16 protein-coding genes and 1 pseudogene are annotated in these 17,389 nt (G+C 38.5%); 11 read left to right on the top strand and 6 right to left on the bottom strand.

The genetic code is table 11. The annotated features are described in order from the left end of the window. Positions 1 to 174: 174 nt before the first annotated feature. The 7 genes from ACH8JV_RS05610 (at position 175) to astE (ending at position 10,144) form a co-directional block, all read left to right on the top strand. On the top strand, positions 175 to 1,608 hold the full coding sequence (locus ACH8JV_RS05610) for an amino acid permease (protein ID WP_396520092.1): 1,434 nt from the start codon (positions 175 to 177) through the stop codon (positions 1,606 to 1,608). 1,036 nt (positions 1,609 to 2,644) lie between these two features. Continuing rightward, the gene (locus ACH8JV_RS05605) at positions 2,645 to 3,919 is read left to right on the top strand and encodes a Glu/Leu/Phe/Val dehydrogenase (RefSeq protein ID WP_134262440.1); all 1,275 of its coding nucleotides are present in this window, start codon (positions 2,645 to 2,647) and stop codon (positions 3,917 to 3,919) included. 143 nt (positions 3,920 to 4,062) lie between these two features. Then, the gene (locus tag ACH8JV_RS05600; protein ID WP_343568784.1) at positions 4,063 to 5,277 is read left to right on the top strand and encodes an aspartate aminotransferase family protein; all 1,215 of its coding nucleotides are present in this window, start codon (positions 4,063 to 4,065) and stop codon (positions 5,275 to 5,277) included. An 18-nt stretch (positions 5,278 to 5,295) separates the two neighbouring features. Further along, positions 5,296 to 6,327: an arginine N-succinyltransferase gene (gene astA / locus ACH8JV_RS05595; RefSeq protein ID WP_396520090.1), complete on the top strand. Its 1,032-nt coding sequence runs from the start codon at positions 5,296 to 5,298 to the stop codon at positions 6,325 to 6,327. Continuing rightward, complete coding sequence (astD, locus tag ACH8JV_RS05590; protein ID WP_396520088.1) at positions 6,327 to 7,796, top strand: succinylglutamate-semialdehyde dehydrogenase; 1,470 nt, start codon at positions 6,327 to 6,329, stop codon at positions 7,794 to 7,796. Before astA ends, astD begins: the two co-directional genes overlap by 1 nt. A 17-nt stretch (positions 7,797 to 7,813) precedes the next feature. Next, positions 7,814 to 9,157 (top strand): N-succinylarginine dihydrolase, encoded by a 1,344-nt coding sequence (gene astB, locus ACH8JV_RS05585; RefSeq protein WP_396520086.1) that lies wholly within the window; start codon positions 7,814 to 7,816, stop codon positions 9,155 to 9,157. Between the two features lie 12 nt (positions 9,158 to 9,169). Further along, on the top strand, positions 9,170 to 10,144 hold the full coding sequence (astE, locus tag ACH8JV_RS05580) for a succinylglutamate desuccinylase (RefSeq protein WP_396520084.1): 975 nt from the start codon (positions 9,170 to 9,172) through the stop codon (positions 10,142 to 10,144). A 62-nt stretch (positions 10,145 to 10,206) separates the two neighbouring features. Here astE and ACH8JV_RS05575 read toward each other — a convergent pair whose 3' ends face one another. Beyond that, positions 10,207 to 10,941 carry a hypothetical protein gene (locus ACH8JV_RS05575; RefSeq protein ID WP_022575976.1) on the bottom strand — a complete coding sequence of 245 codons (735 nt, stop codon included), beginning with the start codon at positions 10,939 to 10,941 and terminating at the stop codon, positions 10,207 to 10,209. Between the two features lie 582 nt (positions 10,942 to 11,523). On the opposite strand from ACH8JV_RS05575, the gene ACH8JV_RS05570 reads away from it, so the two are divergent. Further along, positions 11,524 to 11,832 carry a hypothetical protein gene (locus ACH8JV_RS05570; protein WP_396520355.1) on the top strand — a complete coding sequence of 103 codons (309 nt, stop codon included), beginning with the start codon at positions 11,524 to 11,526 and terminating at the stop codon, positions 11,830 to 11,832. Between the two features lie 35 nt (positions 11,833 to 11,867). After that, entirely contained in the window at positions 11,868 to 13,199 is a 1,332-nt protein-coding gene (locus ACH8JV_RS05565) for a S8 family serine peptidase (protein WP_311069768.1), read from the top strand. Positions 13,200 to 13,299: 100 nt separating this feature from the next. Here the strand turns inward: ACH8JV_RS05565 and ACH8JV_RS05560 are convergent, their stop codons facing one another. The 3 genes from ACH8JV_RS05560 to ACH8JV_RS05550 form a co-directional block, all read right to left on the bottom strand. Beyond that, a complete protein-coding gene (locus ACH8JV_RS05560; RefSeq protein ID WP_396462914.1) occupies positions 13,300 to 13,731 on the bottom strand; it encodes a hypothetical protein in 432 nt (143 codons plus the stop codon). 95 nt (positions 13,732 to 13,826) lie between these two features. Next, entirely contained in the window at positions 13,827 to 14,246 is a 420-nt protein-coding gene (locus ACH8JV_RS05555) for a hypothetical protein (protein ID WP_396520082.1), read from the bottom strand. A gap of 146 nt (positions 14,247 to 14,392) precedes the next feature. Continuing rightward, positions 14,393 to 15,259: a LysR family transcriptional regulator gene (locus tag ACH8JV_RS05550; protein WP_396520080.1), complete on the bottom strand. Its 867-nt coding sequence runs from the start codon at positions 15,257 to 15,259 to the stop codon at positions 14,393 to 14,395. Positions 15,260 to 15,367: 108 nt separating this feature from the next. Here ACH8JV_RS05550 and ACH8JV_RS05545 point away from each other — a divergent pair, with 108 nt between their 5' ends. Then, a complete protein-coding gene (locus ACH8JV_RS05545; protein WP_304591418.1) occupies positions 15,368 to 16,270 on the top strand; it encodes a DMT family transporter in 903 nt (300 codons plus the stop codon). 67 nt (positions 16,271 to 16,337) lie between these two features. Then, complete coding sequence (locus ACH8JV_RS05540; protein WP_017390992.1) at positions 16,338 to 16,622, top strand: YciI family protein; 285 nt, start codon at positions 16,338 to 16,340, stop codon at positions 16,620 to 16,622. A 47-nt stretch (positions 16,623 to 16,669) separates the two neighbouring features. Here ACH8JV_RS05540 and ACH8JV_RS05535 read toward each other — a convergent pair. Both ACH8JV_RS05535 and ACH8JV_RS05530 read right to left on the bottom strand, forming a co-directional pair. Further along, positions 16,670 to 16,794, bottom strand: a pseudogene (locus ACH8JV_RS05535) (hypothetical protein); the annotation flags it as partial. Between the two features lie 53 nt (positions 16,795 to 16,847). Next, positions 16,848 to 17,321 (bottom strand): hypothetical protein, encoded by a 474-nt coding sequence (locus ACH8JV_RS05530; protein WP_396520077.1) that lies wholly within the window; start codon positions 17,319 to 17,321, stop codon positions 16,848 to 16,850. Positions 17,322 to 17,389 lie beyond the last annotated feature (68 nt).

Raw genomic sequence — 17,389 nt, 5'->3', positions numbered from 1 at the left:
GGTTAATTAAAATACAATTAATACTTTTATAATTGTCAAGATGCTGTTTTTCATTGATATTTTATTTTAAATGGGAAGGTGTGCTTAAAATAGCTTCACTATTCAAAGATAATTGCATATTTATTTTTTTCTCCTAAAATGATTTTTTACTAAATTGTCGTTACAGTTTTTTATATGCAATCATTAAATTATCGGAATAATGATGCATCGCAACATGGAAGTTCTGCACCTTTGAAACGAGCAATGAGTACTCGACATTTGGTGATGATCTCCCTTGGCGGTGCCATAGGTACAGGTCTTTTTTTAGGGTCTGGCGACGTAATTTCTCAAGCAGGCCCAATTGGCGCAATTATCTCTTATTTCTTGGGCGGTTTGATTGCCTACACAGTTATGCTCTGTCTTGGTGAGCTAGCGGTTCATGTGCCTGAATCAGGCTCTTTTGGTGAATACGCACGACGTTATATTGGTCCAGGCACAGGGTATATGATCACCTGGCTATATTGGCTAACTTGGACTGCCACTTTAGGAACTGAATTTACTGCTGCAGCTTTACTAGTTAAGGAATGGTTTCCTACTACTTCTGTTTGGGCATGGACTCTGTTTTTTGGTGGTCTCGTCTTTTTCCTCAATATCAGTTCAACGCGTTTGTTTGCTGAATCTGAGTTCTGGCTTGCGCTGATTAAAGTTATAACAATTATTGTCTTTATTACTTTGGGGTTGTTGGCAATTTTTGGTTTTATTCCTTATCACGGGCATGAAACAGCACCATTGTTTAGTAATTTAACGGCTCAGGGTTGGTTCCCGCACGGGTTATTTCCAATTTTTACAACCATGCTCATTGTGAATTTTGCCTTCTCTGGGACTGAACTTATTGGGGTGGCTGCAGGTGAAGCAGAAGAGCCAGCGAAGACTGTTCCTAAAGCAATTAATGCAGCAATTTGGCGTTTGCTTATATTTTTTGTAGGAACAATTGTTGTTATTTGCTCTTTGCTACCATTCCATCTTGCAGGTCTTAATGCAAATGATGTGAGCAGTAGTCCATTTGTGACGGTATTTAACTATATTGGTATTCCGTATGCAGAAGACATTATCCGTTTCGTAATTATTACGGCTCTACTTTCTGCTGCTAACTCTGGTTTGTTTGCTGCTTCACGTATGATGTGGTCGCTTTCAGCAAAAAATCAATTACCTAAAATTTTCGCTAAACTCACACCATCTGGAACACCTATTGTTGCCATTATTGTCACCATGTTTGGTGCTATTCCTGGGTTACTTTCAGAACAATTTGCCCCAGAAACAATTTTCAAAAATTTACTAGGTGTTGCTGCTTTTACAATGGTGGTGGTCTGGATCGCAATTTGCGTTTCACAATTTAATTTCCGTAGACAATGGTATAAAGCAGGTAAAACAGCAGAAGATTTACGTTTCGCTGCACCACTTTTCCCTCTTACTCCAATTGTAGGTGGGCTATTCTGTATTGTTACCTGTGTCAGTATGGTGTTTGATCCCTCTATGCAGGTTGGCTTTATCTGCTGCATTATTTTTATCTTGCTGTGCTATGTGAGCTATTTTGTTTTTTATCGTAAGAAAGAGATTGCTCCGAACTAAGCCATTTCTTAGCTAATTTTGTTGATTAAAGGTCCCTTATGGGGCCTTTTTTTATGGTGATAAATTAAGCTTGGGAGAGGGGTGTTATATATTTTTTTTAAAAATGTTTTTTTTATTTTAATAATTGAATCAAATGATGATTCATAAATTAACCATTTGTCGGAATGGTATTAATAGCTAATTATTATAAGTTTTTAAATAAGTACATGTTTAACATGATTATTTAATAGTAAGGAGTTTTTTATATTTTTATTTTTGTTTTAAATTGGACCGTGCAAAAAAAATATTATGAAATTTTCTAAATTTTTCTCAGGTTTTTTGAAATTTTTTGTTAATTAAGTTGTTGTTATTAAATGGTAATTTTTTAACCATTTTTATTTTTAATATTTTTTTAATTTCCATAAAATAAAATTATTATGGCTTAAGGTTTTTTTAGGCTCAGTTACTTTTTTATTATAAAATTTAGAGAAAATTGATTATTTTTTCTCTGCTTGTTTATTTTAAAATGTTCTAAATTACCTTGCGCTGTGCTATATTTACTTAAAGATTTTATGTCTATATGAAAGCATGATTAACCAGCTTGAGTAGTGACGTGAAGCTTGCAGTATTAGTGAACAATTTTTATTTAAAAAGACTAATGGAGGGATCTATCGATTAGTCAAAAATAATTTTATGGACTTATGGTTTTTTCGTTTTATGAACCCTAGTTCTTTTTAACTCCCAAACGGTTATATCACCTCTTTTGTACTTATTTACGATCGACTTGTTTGAGTTGATTGCGGTGGAACTTTTGCTTTTATAAAGACGTTTTTATAAACAGCAGATGAGGCAAAAGAAAGATTGTAAAAGATATCGATATATAAAAGTAAATCGTACTTTTGATATCACAAGATGGAATTTAAAAGGTCTGAAGCTTTAGAAGAGCTGAAGATTTTATAAATAAATCAAGACATTGTTATTGCAAGGTTTTGGTTGCTGAATAATAAAGACTGCGGATTTATCACATCTGAGTCTGTATAGGTAAATAGGAAAAAAGATGTCAGATCTTTCATACGTAAACGAACACAGCGATGCATGGCAAACTTACTTGGCACAAATTGACCGTGTTGCTCCGTACTTAGACCACTTAGCTGAGTTTATCGACACTTTAAAACGTCCAAAGCGTGCGCTTATTGTTGACGTGCCAATCGTGATGGATGACGGTTCTATTCAGCACTTTGAAGGCTACCGTGTACAACACAACTTGTCTCGTGGTCCTGGTAAAGGTGGTGTACGTTACCATCCAAACGTTGATTTAAATGAAGTGATGGCGTTATCTGCATGGATGACAATTAAAACTGCTGTTTTGAACTTACCATTTGGTGGTGCAAAAGGTGGTATCCGTGTTGACCCACGTAAACTTTCAAATCGTGAATTAGAACGTTTAACTCGCCGTTATACGACTGAAATCGGTCATATTATCGGGCCTCAAAAAGATATCCCAGCTCCAGACGTTGGTACAAATGCCAATATCATGGGTTGGATGATGGATACTTACTCTACAAGCCAAGGTTATACAGTAACTGGTGTTGTAACTGGTAAGCCAGTTCACTTAGGTGGCTCTTTAGGTCGTGTTAAAGCGACTGGTCGCGGTGTATTCGTTACAGGTCGCGAAGTAGCTGCAAAAATCAATTTACCAATTGAAGGCGCGAAAATCGCTGTTCAAGGTTTTGGTAACGTAGGTAGTGAAGCTGCTTTCTTGTTTGTTGAATCAAAAGCAAAAATCACTCACGTTCAAGATCACACTGGCACAATTTTCAATGCTGACGGTATTGATCTTGTTGCATTACGTGAACACGTAAATGCAAACCAAGGTGGTGTTGGTGGTTTCGCTGGCGCGCAAGCAATTGCTGATGAAGATTTCTGGACTGCAGATGTAGACATCATTATTCCTGCTGCGTTAGAAGGTCAAATCACAGTTGAACGTGCTGAAAAAATTAAAGCTAAGTTGATTTTAGAAGGCGCGAACGGCCCGACTTATCCTAAAGCGGAAGATATTTTAGTTGAGCGTGGCATTGTTGTGGTTCCTGACGTGGTATGTAACGCCGGCGGTGTAACTGTAAGTTACTTCGAATGGGTTCAAGACATGGCGAGCTACTTCTGGACCGAAGAAGAAATCAACGAGCGTTTAGACAAGTTGATGGTTCAAGCTATGCATGACGTTTGGAATACAGCAAACAGCAATGCTTGTACTTTACGTACAGCAGCTTACATCTTGGCATGTGAGCGTATCTTAAAAGCTCGTAAAGAACGCGGTATTTTCCCAGGCTAATCTGAGGAAATTACCTTTTAGAAAAAGTGGGCTGAGCAAATATAAAGGATGTATAGGGTTATTTGTTCAGTCCCTTTTTCTAAATAAATTAAATGAAAGACAGTAAGACAGATTAAATAAATTAAATAGATACTGAGGTAAGCATGGAACAGCCAATTTCTGTAACTCGAAGCAACTTTAATGACTGGATGGTTCCAGTTTTTGCACCGGCAAATTTCATTCCGGTACGTGGTGAAGGTTCACGTATTTGGGATCAAGAAAATAAAGAATATATCGATTTTGCAGGCGGGATTGCAGTAAACGCATTAGGTCATGCGCATCCAGTGGCAGTAAATGCATTAACAGAACAAGCTACAAAACTTTGGCATGTAGGTAACGGTTATACCAATGAACCTGTTCTACGCCTTGCTAAACAACTCACCGAAAATACATTTGCCGACAAAGTATTCTTCTGTAACTCAGGTGCAGAAGCGAATGAAGCAGCATTAAAGCTTGCTCGTAAAGTTGGACTCGACAGCGGTGTTGCGGGTAAAAGTGGCATTGTGGCATTTAATAATGCTTTCCACGGACGTACCTTATTTACCGTTTCAGCAGGTGGTCAGCCAAAATATTCACAAGACTTCGCACCACTTCCAAACGGGATTAGCCATGTTGCTTACAATGATTTAGAAGCTGCCAAAGCAGTCATTAATGAACAAACCTGTGCAGTGATTGTAGAGCCTGTACAAGGTGAGGGTGGGGTAATTCCTGCTGACATCGAATTTTTAAAAGGTTTACGTGCGCTGTGTGATGAGTTCGGTGCCTTACTTATTTTTGATGAAGTACAAACTGGTGTAGGCCGTACAGGTTCACTTTATGCTTACATGAACTACGGTGTGATTCCAGATGTACTCACTACTGCAAAAGCATTGGGCGGTGGTTTTCCAGTGGGTGCAATGTTAACAACTGATAAATTTGCGCCGCATTTTTCAGTGGGTACACACGGTACAACTTATGGTGGTAACCCGTTAGCAAGTGCGGTTGCTGGTGCTGTATTCGAGTTTATTAATACGCCAGAAGTACTTGAAGGTGTAAAACACCGTCATCAATATTTCCTTGATGCATTAAATACTTTAAATGCTGAATATCAAGTTTTTGATGAAATTCGTGGTCAAGGTTTATTGATTGGCTGTGTATTAAAAGCTGAATATGCAGGTAAAGCAAAAGACATTACAACTTGGGCAGGCGAAGAAGGACTACTCGCTTTAATCGCAGGACCAAACGTGGTTCGTTTTACTCCTTCTCTGATTATTCCTGAACAAGATATTGATGAAGGAATTGCTCGTTTAAAAAGAGCTTTGGCAAAGTTGGCTAAATAAAAAAAAGGAAAGCTAGCCATGATGATTGTCCGTCATGCCGAGTTTCGAGACCTTGAAGATATTTATAAATTAGCAGGTAAGTCAGGTGTTGGCCTGACTTCCTTGCCACAAAATATGGATACACTTTCGGCTCGAATTTCACGTACTCGCAATACTTTAAATGGTAATGTTCATAAGAGCGAACAAGGTTATTTGTTTGTTCTTGAAGATACAGAAGCTCAACGTGTTATTGGGGTGAGTGCAATTGAAGTTGCTGTAGGTTTAATCGAACCTTGGTACAACTTTCATGTGGGAACACAAGTACACGCTTCAAAAGCATTAAATGTCTATAAAGCATTACCGACTCTATTTTTAAGTAATGACAGAACAGGAAGCAGTGAGCTCTGTACATTATTTTTAGATCCGGAACGTCGTGAAAACCAAAACGGTAAATTCTTATCAAAAATCCGTTTTATGTTTATCGCAGCATTTAAGCAATATTTTGAGAAAAAACTCATTGCTGAAATGCGAGGTTTCTCTGATGAAAATGGATGCTCGCCTTTCTGGGATGCGATTGGACACCATTTCTTCAATATGGATTTCTCAACTGCAGACTATTTGAGTGGAATTGGTCAAAAAGTTTTTATTGCGGAACTTATGCCACGTTTTCCAGTTTATGTAGACCTTTTACCAAAGGCTGCACAAGAAGTGATTGGGAAAATGCATCCACATACTTTGCCTGCTTATCATGTGCTTGAGTCGGAAGGCTTACGCTATCAAGGATATGTCGATATTTTTGATGCTGGTCCAACCATTGAAGCCAATATTGATGAATTGCGAGCAGTAAAAGAAAGTCAGTTACTAAACGTCAAAATTACAAGTGAAGCTGCGGTCGGTAAGACCCAATATCTCATTGCCAATGATAATTATCATGACTATAAGGCAATGCTGTTAAAGCTTGATCTTGTTGATAACACAATAAATTTAACACATGAACAAGCTGAAAAACTCGGTGTACAAGAAGGTCACGTTGTTCGTGTGTTATCACTAAATCCAATGGAAGTATCCTGATGTCAAACTCTTTATTTATAAACGGTGTCTGGTTACAAGGCAGCGGCGCAACATTTGAAAAAACAAATCCGGTTGATAACCAAACTGTATGGTCAGGTGCCGAGGCTACTGTTACTGATGTAGAGCAAGCTTGTCAGGCAGCGCGTACTGCGTTTCCAGCTTGGGCGCGTTTACCACTTGCAGAGCGTGTAGCGATTGTTGAAAAATTTGCCGCTTTGCTTGAAGAAAATAAAAAGCATTTAGCAGAAGTCATTAGCCAAGAAACCAGTAAGCCATTTTGGGAAACGTTAACTGAAGTTCAATCAATGATTGGCAAAGTTGCGATTTCGATTCGCGCTTACCACCAGCGTACAGGCGAAAGCTCAACTGAAATGGCCGATGGTGTAGCATCTTTACGTCATCGTCCGCATGGTGTGCTTGCAGTTTTCGGTCCATATAACTTCCCGGGCCATTTACCAAATGGGCATATTGTTCCTGCATTGCTTGCTGGCAACACAGTTGTATTTAAACCAAGTGAATTAACGCCTTGGACTGCTGAAGAAACTGTAAAACTTTGGCAACAAGCTGGTCTGCCAAATGGTGTGATGAATTTGGTTCAAGGTGGACGCACCACGGGCGAAGCATTAGCTGCTTCACATGAAATTGATGGTTTATTGTTTACTGGAAGTGCAAACACTGGTTATCACTTGCATAAGCAAATGGCGGGTGCACCTGAAAAAATTCTTGCGCTTGAAATGGGCGGCAATAATGCATTGATTATTGATGAAATTATCGATGTCGATGCAGTAGTTAATCTTGCTATTCAATCTGCTTTTGTTTCGGCAGGTCAGCGTTGTACATGTGCACGCCGTATCTTGGTAAAAAATGGTGCTGAAGGTGATGCATTTATTCAACGTTTTGTTGAAGTGGCTAAAAACCTGAAAGTAGGCCGCTGGAACGACGAACAACAACCATTTATGGGTGGCGTGATTTCATCGGTTGCTGCAACAAACATGATGAATGCTCAGCAAAAGCTACTTGAGCTTGGTGCAAAAAGCTTATTGCTAATGACCCGTCCACAAGAAGACAGCTCATTACTTACTCCGGGTATTGTTGATGTAACAGGTGTGGCTGGTATTCCAGATGAAGAATATTTCGGTCCGCTTACAACCATTCAGCGTTATGACAGCTTTGATGAAGCATTGAAAATTGCCAATGCAACACGTTTTGGTCTGTCTGTTGGTTTGGTTTCTCCAAAACGCGAATTGTTTGATGACTTACTCATTGAAGCACGTGCCGGTATTGTGAACTGGAACAAGCCATTAACTGGTGCTTCAAGTGCTGCACCATTTGGTGGTGTTGGAGCTTCGGGTAACCACCGTGCAAGCGCGTTTTATGCTGCCGACTATTGTGCTTGGCCAATGGCTTCACTTGAAAGTGAAAGCTTAACTTTGCCAGAAAAATTATCTCCAGGGATTGTGTTGCCTTAAACACTAGGGAAAGAAAAATGAAAGGATATGAAGTAAATTTCGATGGTTTAGTGGGACCAACACATCACTATGCGGGTTTATCTTTTGGTAATGAAGCATCAACCAAAAACCGTAATAACACCTCGAATCCAAAATTGGCAGCAAAACAAGGCTTATTAAAAATGAAAGCCTTGGCTGACATGGGAATGAAGCAAGGTGTACTTGCTCCGCATGAACGCCCACATGTTCCAATGTTACGCCGTTTAGGTTTTACTGGAGATGACATTAGCGTTGTTGCTCAAGCAATGCGTTATTCACCAGAGCTATTGTCATCTTTAAGTTCAGCTTCTCCAATGTGGACTGCAAATGCGGCAACAGTTTCACCTTCGGCAGATAGCCAAGATGAGCGCGTGCATTTTACAGCAGCGAACCTGAACAATAAGTTTCACCGTTCAATTGAAGCTGAAACAACGAGCCAAGTTTTACAAGCCATCTTTAAAAATGAACGTCACTTTGTACATCATGAAGCTTTACCACAAGTGGCTTTATTCGGTGACGAAGGTGCAGCAAATCACAATCGTTTAGGTGGTGATTATGCCAAGCGCGGTGTTCAGGTGTTTGTTTATGGTCAACAACACTTAAATAATGGCTTACCGGGACCAAAGCGTTATCCAGCACGTCAGACGCGTGAAGCAAGTGAAGCAATTGCACGTTTACACCGTTTAGATGATGCTCATACTGTTTTTGTTCAGCAAAATCCTGATGTAATTGATCAGGGTGTATTCCATAACGATGTGATCGCGGTAAGTAACCAACAGGTTTTATTTCATCATCAACACGCTTTCTTAAATCAAGATCAGGCTTTTGCTGAAATTCGTCAAAAAATGGCAAGCATTGGTGAAGATTTTATTTCGATTGAAGTACCTGAAAACCGCGTTACTGTAGACGATGCTGTTTCTACTTATTTGTTTAATAGCCAGATTTTGACTCGTCCTGATGGTGGTATGACCATTGTTGTACCAGAAGAGTCTCGCCAAAATGCTGCAGTGTGGAGCTATTTGAACGATATGATTCAAATGGGTACACCAATTGATGCTATTCAGGTATATGACTTACGTGAAAGTATGCGTAATGGTGGTGGACCAGCATGTTTACGCTTGCGTGTAGCTTTAAACGAAACTGAATTAAATGCTGTAAATCCAAAAGTCCTCATGAATGATCAGTTGTTTGGCACACTCAATCAATGGGTAGATAAACACTATCGTGATCGTTTAGCTCAAGAAGATTTAGCAGATCCGCATTTGCTTATGGAAAGCCGTATGGCGCTTGATGAACTCACCAAAATTTTAGGTTTGGGTTCGGTTTATCCTTTCCAAAAATAATGAGGAGGTGACATGCAAGATTTTCTAGCATTAACCTTACATGGTGAGCAACCTACAGTACGCGAAGGAAAACAAGATAATTTTTCTTGGCGTTGGTTAGGTGAAGGACTTCTTGAATGTACGCCACATGTACAGTACGACAAAGCTGTCGTACTGTCAGCTGGAGTACATGGTAATGAAACAGCACCAATTGAATTGTTATCTCATCTATGCACAGATTTATTTGCAGGACGTTTAAACCTTGCTGTGAGATTACTGTTTGTACTGGGTAATCCTTATGCAATGCGTCAAGGTAAACGTTATGTGCATGACGATGTAAACCGAATGTTTTGTGGTGGATATAAAAATTTACCCGTAACAGAGGAATCTAAGCGAGCTGAGGTTTTGGAACACGCAGTTGCCACTTTCTTTCAGGAAAGTGCGAGTGATGCTAAGCGCTATCACTATGATTTGCATACGGCAATTCGGGCTTCATTATTACCGACCTTTGCTTTATTGCCTTATCAAACCCATGACTACGATGCTGATATGATAGCAAGTCTTGATGCTGCCGATTTAGATGCTTTGGTTTATCACCGCGCTGCGGGTAAAACTTTCACACATTTTACCAGTGAGAGCTTTAAAGCTGCGAGTGCCACCTTGGAGTTGGGGAAAGCCTTGCCATTTGGACAAAATGACTTGAGCCAGTTTGCTGCAATTGATGAAGTCATTCGTAACGTGGTTTCTGAGCAAGCTTTACCGACACGACATAAATCGAAAATTCGAGTATTTCAGGTATCTGACTCTTTAATTAAAAAAGATGAGGATTTCCAAATGAACTTATCGGCTGAGGCTCCGAACTTTTCGACATTTACCCAAGGTGAAATCATTGCGATGCAACCTTCGGGTAATTATGTGGTTGAGCAAGAGCAGGTCTGGATTTTATTTCCAAACCCAAATGTGAAGATCGGTTTACGTGCAGGCTTGGTTTTAACTGAAACAATCTGAATAGTTAATTTTAGGCAAATAAAAAAGGGCGATGAATCGCCCTTTTTTATTGCTAACTTTAATTAGTTAGTACCGAAAAGACCTTTAACGAAAGATTTCTTTTCAGTTTTTTGTGTAGAACCTTGAGCTCCTGCATTTACGTTTGCATTTGCACTAATTCCAACTGGAGCAACATTAACACCAACGTTTACACCTGTTTGAGCGTTAACTGCATGAGCTGGTTGAGCTGCATTTAATTGTGCTTGAGCATCTGCTTTAGTGCCAGCAACAAATTCTTTTTGCTCTGCTTGGTTTTGAGCTACGCGGGCTTTAACCGCATCTACACGTGCTTGAGCATCAGCTTGTTTTTCAGCAGTAAATTCTTTTTGTTCAGCTTGTTTTTCTGCAACTTTAGTTTTTACTGCATCAAGATGCGCTTTTGTATCAGCTTTAGCTTCAACTGCTAAGTTTTTAGTACCCGTTGCAGCTTTAGTCGCTAAATTTTTTGTTCCTGTTGCTGCTTCAGTAGCAAAATGTTTAGTGCCTGTTACGGCATCAGAAGAAAGTTCAGTCACTTTACCTGTTGTTTTTTTAGTTGCTTTAACTGTAGTGTCTGCAGCTACATGACCAGCATGTTTTGCAGTATGACCTACGGTATGAGCAGTATTTTTGACTGTATTGGCTACGCCACTAACAAGTCCACCTGGTTGTACATTAACTTGGGCAGAGGCACCTGCATTAACGCCCGCACTTTGTGCAAAAATAGAGGCAGAAGCAAGAACACTTGCAGTCACGATAGCTGTTTTCATCATTTTCATTGCGATATCCTTCAAAGAATATACCCTTTAATGAGGTATTTCATAAACGCAATCGCATCATAGTCAAACCTTGATTCGCTTGGGAATCACCTTCATCAAAACGTTACAACAGCATTACAGTCAATAAACACATAAGGGAGAAATTGTGGAGAAAGAAAAATATTAATAATAAAGTGAAATAGATATCGATATTTTATAATTTAAAACCGAGCAAAATATTTCCTTTCCTTTTGTTCTCTGAAATAAAAACAATTAAAAGCATTCAACATAACCATTTTTCTATATCTCTAAAGATGATTCTTTTTTCATTTTTTATTGGAGTTAACGGCATAGTTATTGCTTATTATGAGAATAGGGTGCTTTTTGGCGCTTTTTTGAACCATATTCTGCCAGAAATATAAACGTACAGGGCAGAACTGTATTTTTGCTTATTCGGGAAAAGGTGTTTTAGCTTTTCTCATGTTTATATATTTCAAGAAATAGAAATTTCACATGAAATATATCTAAAGAAATAGCGCCTTATTTCGAATAATCAAAAATAAATATAGATGTCTATAAACAAAAAAACAGAGATCTTAAATGATGAAAATTATTGCTTCCCTTTTCATATTGGTCGGCTTAGTCGCCGTTGTTCTTTATTTTAAGCCAACAAGTGGTGCATCTGAGGTGTTCAATTCTGCTTTACATAAGCCGAATTCATCACAACCAGACACTTCATCTTTACTTTCTAAACTTAAGGAGCCTGCTCAACTTAAAAACGTATCTTTAAATTCAACTCAACCCGGCCCAGTATCAGCAGATACTGTTCCTTTTTATGACACAAAAAGTGATCTTTCTATTCAACCGATTGATCCAGAAAAAGATCCAGCAAATGAAATAAAAGCGAAATAAGTAAATTGTTAGTCGAAAGACTACGGAGAAAAATAATGCAAAGTAAAACGTTATTTCTATTAGGTCTATGTACGATCTTAAGTACAACTGCATCTGCTCTTCCTTTGGACTCTAAAGGTGCTAAACAGCAGTTAAATCAGGCAGCAAAACAAAAAGTATTTCAGGGTAAAATTGATTTAGATGCCTTGGTCACCAATGATTCTAATGACCTTATCGTTGAATACAATATCCCTTCGGAAAGTGTAGCTTCAGGTTTGGAGCGGCGAAGTTATATTGCTGCAAATAAAAAGAATATACAGTCGAGGTTTAATCGTGGTGTAGGGGTGCAAGTACTTCGGGACTACAATAATTTGCCTTTAGCTTTTTATCGAATTAGTAATAGAGAAGCTTTAGTTGATTTACTTAACGATCCAAATGTTAAAGCAGTTTATCCAAACCGAATCAATCAGCCTACGACGATGGAAAGTCTGCCTTTAATTAATCAGCCTCAGGCCAATACTAAAGGTTTTAATGGAACCGGTTCGAGTGTTGCTGTGCTGGATACAGGGGTAAATTATTTGCATTCGGATTTTGGCTGTACGGCGGTGAATACACCTTCAAGTACATGTCGTGTCGTTTATTCATTTGATAGTGCTCCAGATGATGGCTCACTTGACGATAATGGTCATGGTAGCAATGTTTCAGCGATTGTGTCTAAAGTTGCTACCAAAACAAAAATTATTGGAATAGACGTTTTTCGATCAGGTTCAGCCTATGATAGTGATATCATTGCGGGCATTAACTGGGCAGTAAATAACGCTAAAACATACAATATTAAAGCGATAAATTTGAGCCTTGGTGTTCCTGGTGTTAAATACAAATCTGAATGTAGTAATAGTAGTTATGGAACAGCATTTGCAAATGCGCGAGCTGCTGGAGTAGTACCAGTAGTCGCAACTGGTAACGATGCATTCCCTGATGGTATTTCTTCACCTGCTTGTGTTGCTGGAGCGGTAAGAGTAGGTGCTGTATATGACAGTAATATTGGTGGTGTGTCATGGGGGAACCCAGTGAAATGTTCTGACCCCACTACGGCAGCGGACAAAGTGGCATGCTTTAGTAACGGGGGCAGCCTTGTGACTTTATTGGCACCAGGGGCAATGATTACTGCGGGTGGCTATACTATGGGAGGTACTTCTCAGGCGACGCCACATGTGGCTGGCGCGATTGCGTTATTAAGAGCAAACAGTGTTACACCAACTGAAACTATCGATCAGACAATTAACCGTTTAAAAACCACTGGTAAACCTATTACTGATTCAAGAACGGGCTTAGTTTTCCCACGTATTGATTTGCTGGCAGCAACCAATGGTTTAACCGTTAACTAAATAGCATATTTATAATTTTTTATTAGGTCCAAGAAATTTAAAATGGCTATGGCTCGTTGCAAAAGGTTACTTCTGCAACGAGTTTTTTTATGGAAAATTTTTAATCACATTTCTCTAAATTGGCTTTACTAAAATTGCTCTGGAGCTTTTTAAAATTATTTTGGATTGCTGGATCTTGAATATTAAAAGTAGTTGAGCTTTTTGTTGTCGAGTTGGTGGCTTGACTTAATATGCCGGAAGAATCTGGATATTGCTCCGTAAATGATTGAGCTGAAATCAGGCCTTTATTGTTAAAAATCCAGTGCTCAGTCACTTGGCCTCCACCTAAATAACCTGTAAATTCAATCATGCAAGCTTGTTTATCGTGTTTAATAAGTTTGGCTACATTGCCAGTGGTGGTTGGATAAGCTTCGATATTCGTATCTTGTTCTAAAACTTGTGCCTGAGAGTAAGAAGAAACAGATTTGGTGGTCGCACACGCAGTTAATGCTACACAACATAATGTTGAAAAGAGAAGTTTTTGACTATTCATAAGGCAGGTTCCTAGCTCTTTGTATTTGGTGATCTTTCTTTTTAAAGTATATTTTTTTGAAAAGTGCGACATGATCGCGCTCCTCAAACCCAATTTTAATTGGTCGTCGTGCTAGATTTGCTTAACTCACCTTGTTCTATCGGTATGTTCTCACCATTTCGACTACTGGTAATATTTTGTTTGGCTTGCTCTATTTTCTGTTCAGTAAAGACTTTTGCTGTATCTGCTTTTTGTTGAACGACTTCTGCTTTTTCAGCTGTAAATTCTTTGGTATTTTTCCATTTTTCACTAATTTTATTCGAAGTTTTCTCTGAAGCACCTTGAATAGAGTCTCCTAAATTTTGTATGCCTTTTCCTGTTTTATATAACAGGACACGTCCTAAACTTGGGTTATCACCATAAGGTTGAGCTTTAGATGTTGCTTCATTTACTTGTTGCGGCTGTGTTGTTTCAGCAAAAAGGGTTGATGAAGCCAATATAGAGCTTGCAACGCATAACACTTGTAAGGTTTTCATTTGGATCAATCTCCCCAATTACTTTAAAAGTTGAAGTGCTGATCTTACTGTTAAAAATATACCTTGTGCAGCCATGAGATAAAACCCATACGATTTGATTACGAGAATTCATCATTTAATAGCAATAGACTTACTATTCCGAATACTCATAAATAAAATTCACACTTAATTAACTCTATAAATGTATCTCTCGCTTTGTGGTTGCTCACATTTTTATGCCAGAAAAAGTGATTTTGCATAAAGGCAAGATGTTCAAACTTATAACTCTGAATATGCGCTAAATTTTTATATTGTTCATAAATACTCTTAGGCACTAACGCCACGCCAGAACCCGCACTCACACACCCAATAATCGTGGCATAACTGGTAATGCTGGTGATGGGAAGTGAAATATTCTTGAGTTTAAGCCAATCTTCGAGAGCTGCACGGTAAGGGCAGCCTTCAGTCCACATAAAAATTTCTTTACCAATCAGATCTTCTTGGCAATGAATTTCACCCAAAGAGTGAGACGCAATTAGGACCATGTCTTCTTGATAAATACTGAGTTTATTTAGCATAGGAAACTCTATATTGCCCGCGACAATTGCACCATCAAGTTTGTGCTGAGAAATATCGACTAATAGCTGTTTCCATGTGCCAGTAATAATTTGAATGGAAACTTCTGGATAACGTTGATGATATTTCGCAAGTAAATTGGGTAGGCGAGTTGTGGCAGAAGATTCAATAGCTCCAATTTTTAATGGGCCAGAGGGCGGTGCATCAGGGTGAATACTTCGTTTGGCTTCGTCACAGAGTGCTAAAATTTTACGGCAATAATCGAGAAAGATTTCTCCAGATGGCGTGAGCTTTAAGCTTTTTCCTTCACGATAAAACAGCGGTGCCCCTAGTTCTTCTTCAAGTTGTTTAATACGCGTTGTGATATTGGAGGGTACACAATGTAGTTGCATTGATGCCTTAGCCATGGTGCCGCATTCAACCACGGTTTGAAACATTTTTAACTGGGCGATATCCATATTTTATCATTCACTTTTAATGAATATATGACTCAATATAAGTTAATTTTATTCAACTATCCATGCGCATATGATGAAAGTGTTCCATTTCTTTAGTGCAGATTTAACATGGCAATTTCTCTTGCTGCCGAAACTCAGCCTCCCGCATTTAAGCTTTACCTATGTATTGCTATTACTGTCTTTTGTTGGGGCTATTCACCTATTGGCGTACATAGTGCCTTGCATTCATATACACCGCAGCATATTGCCTTGCTCCGCTTTTTAATCGCATCCGTTTTCTTACTTCTTTTGGTCATGAAAAAAAGAATTCAGCCATTAAAGTGGAAAGATGCTCCTGCGCTTGCTGTATTAGGTTTTTTCTCTGTAACGCTACATCACTTACTTATAAATACCGGGCAGCAGTATGTGACTGCGGTTGCATCTAGTATTTTGAGTCAATCTATTCCGCTATTCACTTTTATTATTTCAGCTTTGCTTTTTAAAGAAAAAATTAGTTTCAAACAGTGGTTGTGTATTTTGCTTGGCCTTTGTGGCGCCGTGTTAGTGGTTAGTGGAGATCATGGTTTTGGTATGCCGAGCCCTTACAGTTTGTTGATAGTGTTAGCAGCAATTGCGTGGGGCCTTTATTTTAATTTATATAAAAAATTTGCTTTAAATTATGATGCCTTGAGCATGATGTGCTACATCATCTGGTTCGGGACCATTCCTTTACTATTTTATAGCGCTAATCTACCGAATGAAATTTTACATGCCACTTGGCAAGCCAATATGTCAGTTGTCCTATTAGGTATTTTCCCAAGTGCGATGGCTTATGTGCTGTGGGGCTATGTACTTAAAAATATGCCGTTAACGATTGCATCGAATTTTTTGTATTGCTCGCCGATTGTCGCAATGAGTTTGGCAGTGCTTTTCTTAAATGAAAAACCATCAATGATGGTGCTGTTAGGTGGAGTGATTATTGTGGGGAGCTTGGTATGGATGAATTGGAGGAATAGGCGTACTATTGAATAATCTATAGATCATTAAACTATCTGTAGATTGATGTTGTGTCATGTGCTGCTTACTTTAAGAGAATGAGATGATTGTTGTTACCTTGACCTATAAAAAACCATTAGCCGAAGTTGATGCTGTACTCAAAGAGCATATTGCTTTTTTAGATCATTACTATGAGCAGAAGAAATTTCTGGCATCAGGGCGCCGAGAAAATAGAGTAGGTGGGGTGATTTTGGTTTTAAGCTCTTCGATTCAAGAAGCTGAAGAAATCATGAAAAATGATCCGTTTTATATTCATGATGTGGCTGATTATGATTTTATGTGGTTTGAGCCATCGAAAAGTTTAGAAGAAATTAAAGAGTTTGTTTAACGTAAAAAATAAAGGGATCTAGATCCCTTTATTTAATAAGGAGCTAATTAACCCTGCAACACACTCACATAGCCACAGCAGTAAACAAGTTACGTAACTGAGCCAATAAATGTAAATGGTTTGCTTTTAGGTCAGTATCATCCGCCATTACCATTACACCATCAAAGAAGGTATTGTTAAGTACGCAAAGCATTACAAGCTTAGAATCTTTACTTAAACCATTTTCTAAAGCTCTGGCAAAAAGAAGAACAGCACAATAGCTCCAAAAATTCCGCTTAAGATCAACCAGTCTTTTTTACGCATATCTGCAAGGCGAATCACCGAAAGATAAACACTGCTGAAAAAAACCAAAACAAAAACTAGCGAAACTAGCGGATTATTGAAGAAGAATTTGCTGATGCCAAATAGTACGAAAATAATGGTACTAGAAACCCAATACAGCAGAGCCAAAATAAATTTGTTCACTGATAAATTATGAACAGAACGATCTAAACGAGGCAAAGTTATAGCTAGCATAATCAGCCCTGCGAAACCGCCTAGAATAGAGATAATCATAAAGAACAGGCCGCTCATATCTGGTTTGGTCTTTATATGAGGATATAGCTTCCATAGACCATAACCGAATGCCATCAAAAGGGTGTGGCAAAGAACAAGGTAAGCATCTATACGGTAAAACTTTTTAATTGAAGTGGTATTCATTATGATAACTGCTGATTTATTCTTAATATTAAAAAACCCCACTAATCTATAGAGGGGTTCTCATTAAT

This window comes from Acinetobacter sp. ABJ_C5_2 (assembly GCF_044538485.1).
Classification (GTDB): Bacteria; Pseudomonadota; Gammaproteobacteria; order Pseudomonadales; family Moraxellaceae; genus Acinetobacter; species Acinetobacter nosocomialis_A.
The sequence above is the reverse complement of the archived record's forward strand: the minus strand, read 5'-3'. Positions and strand labels throughout refer to the sequence as shown.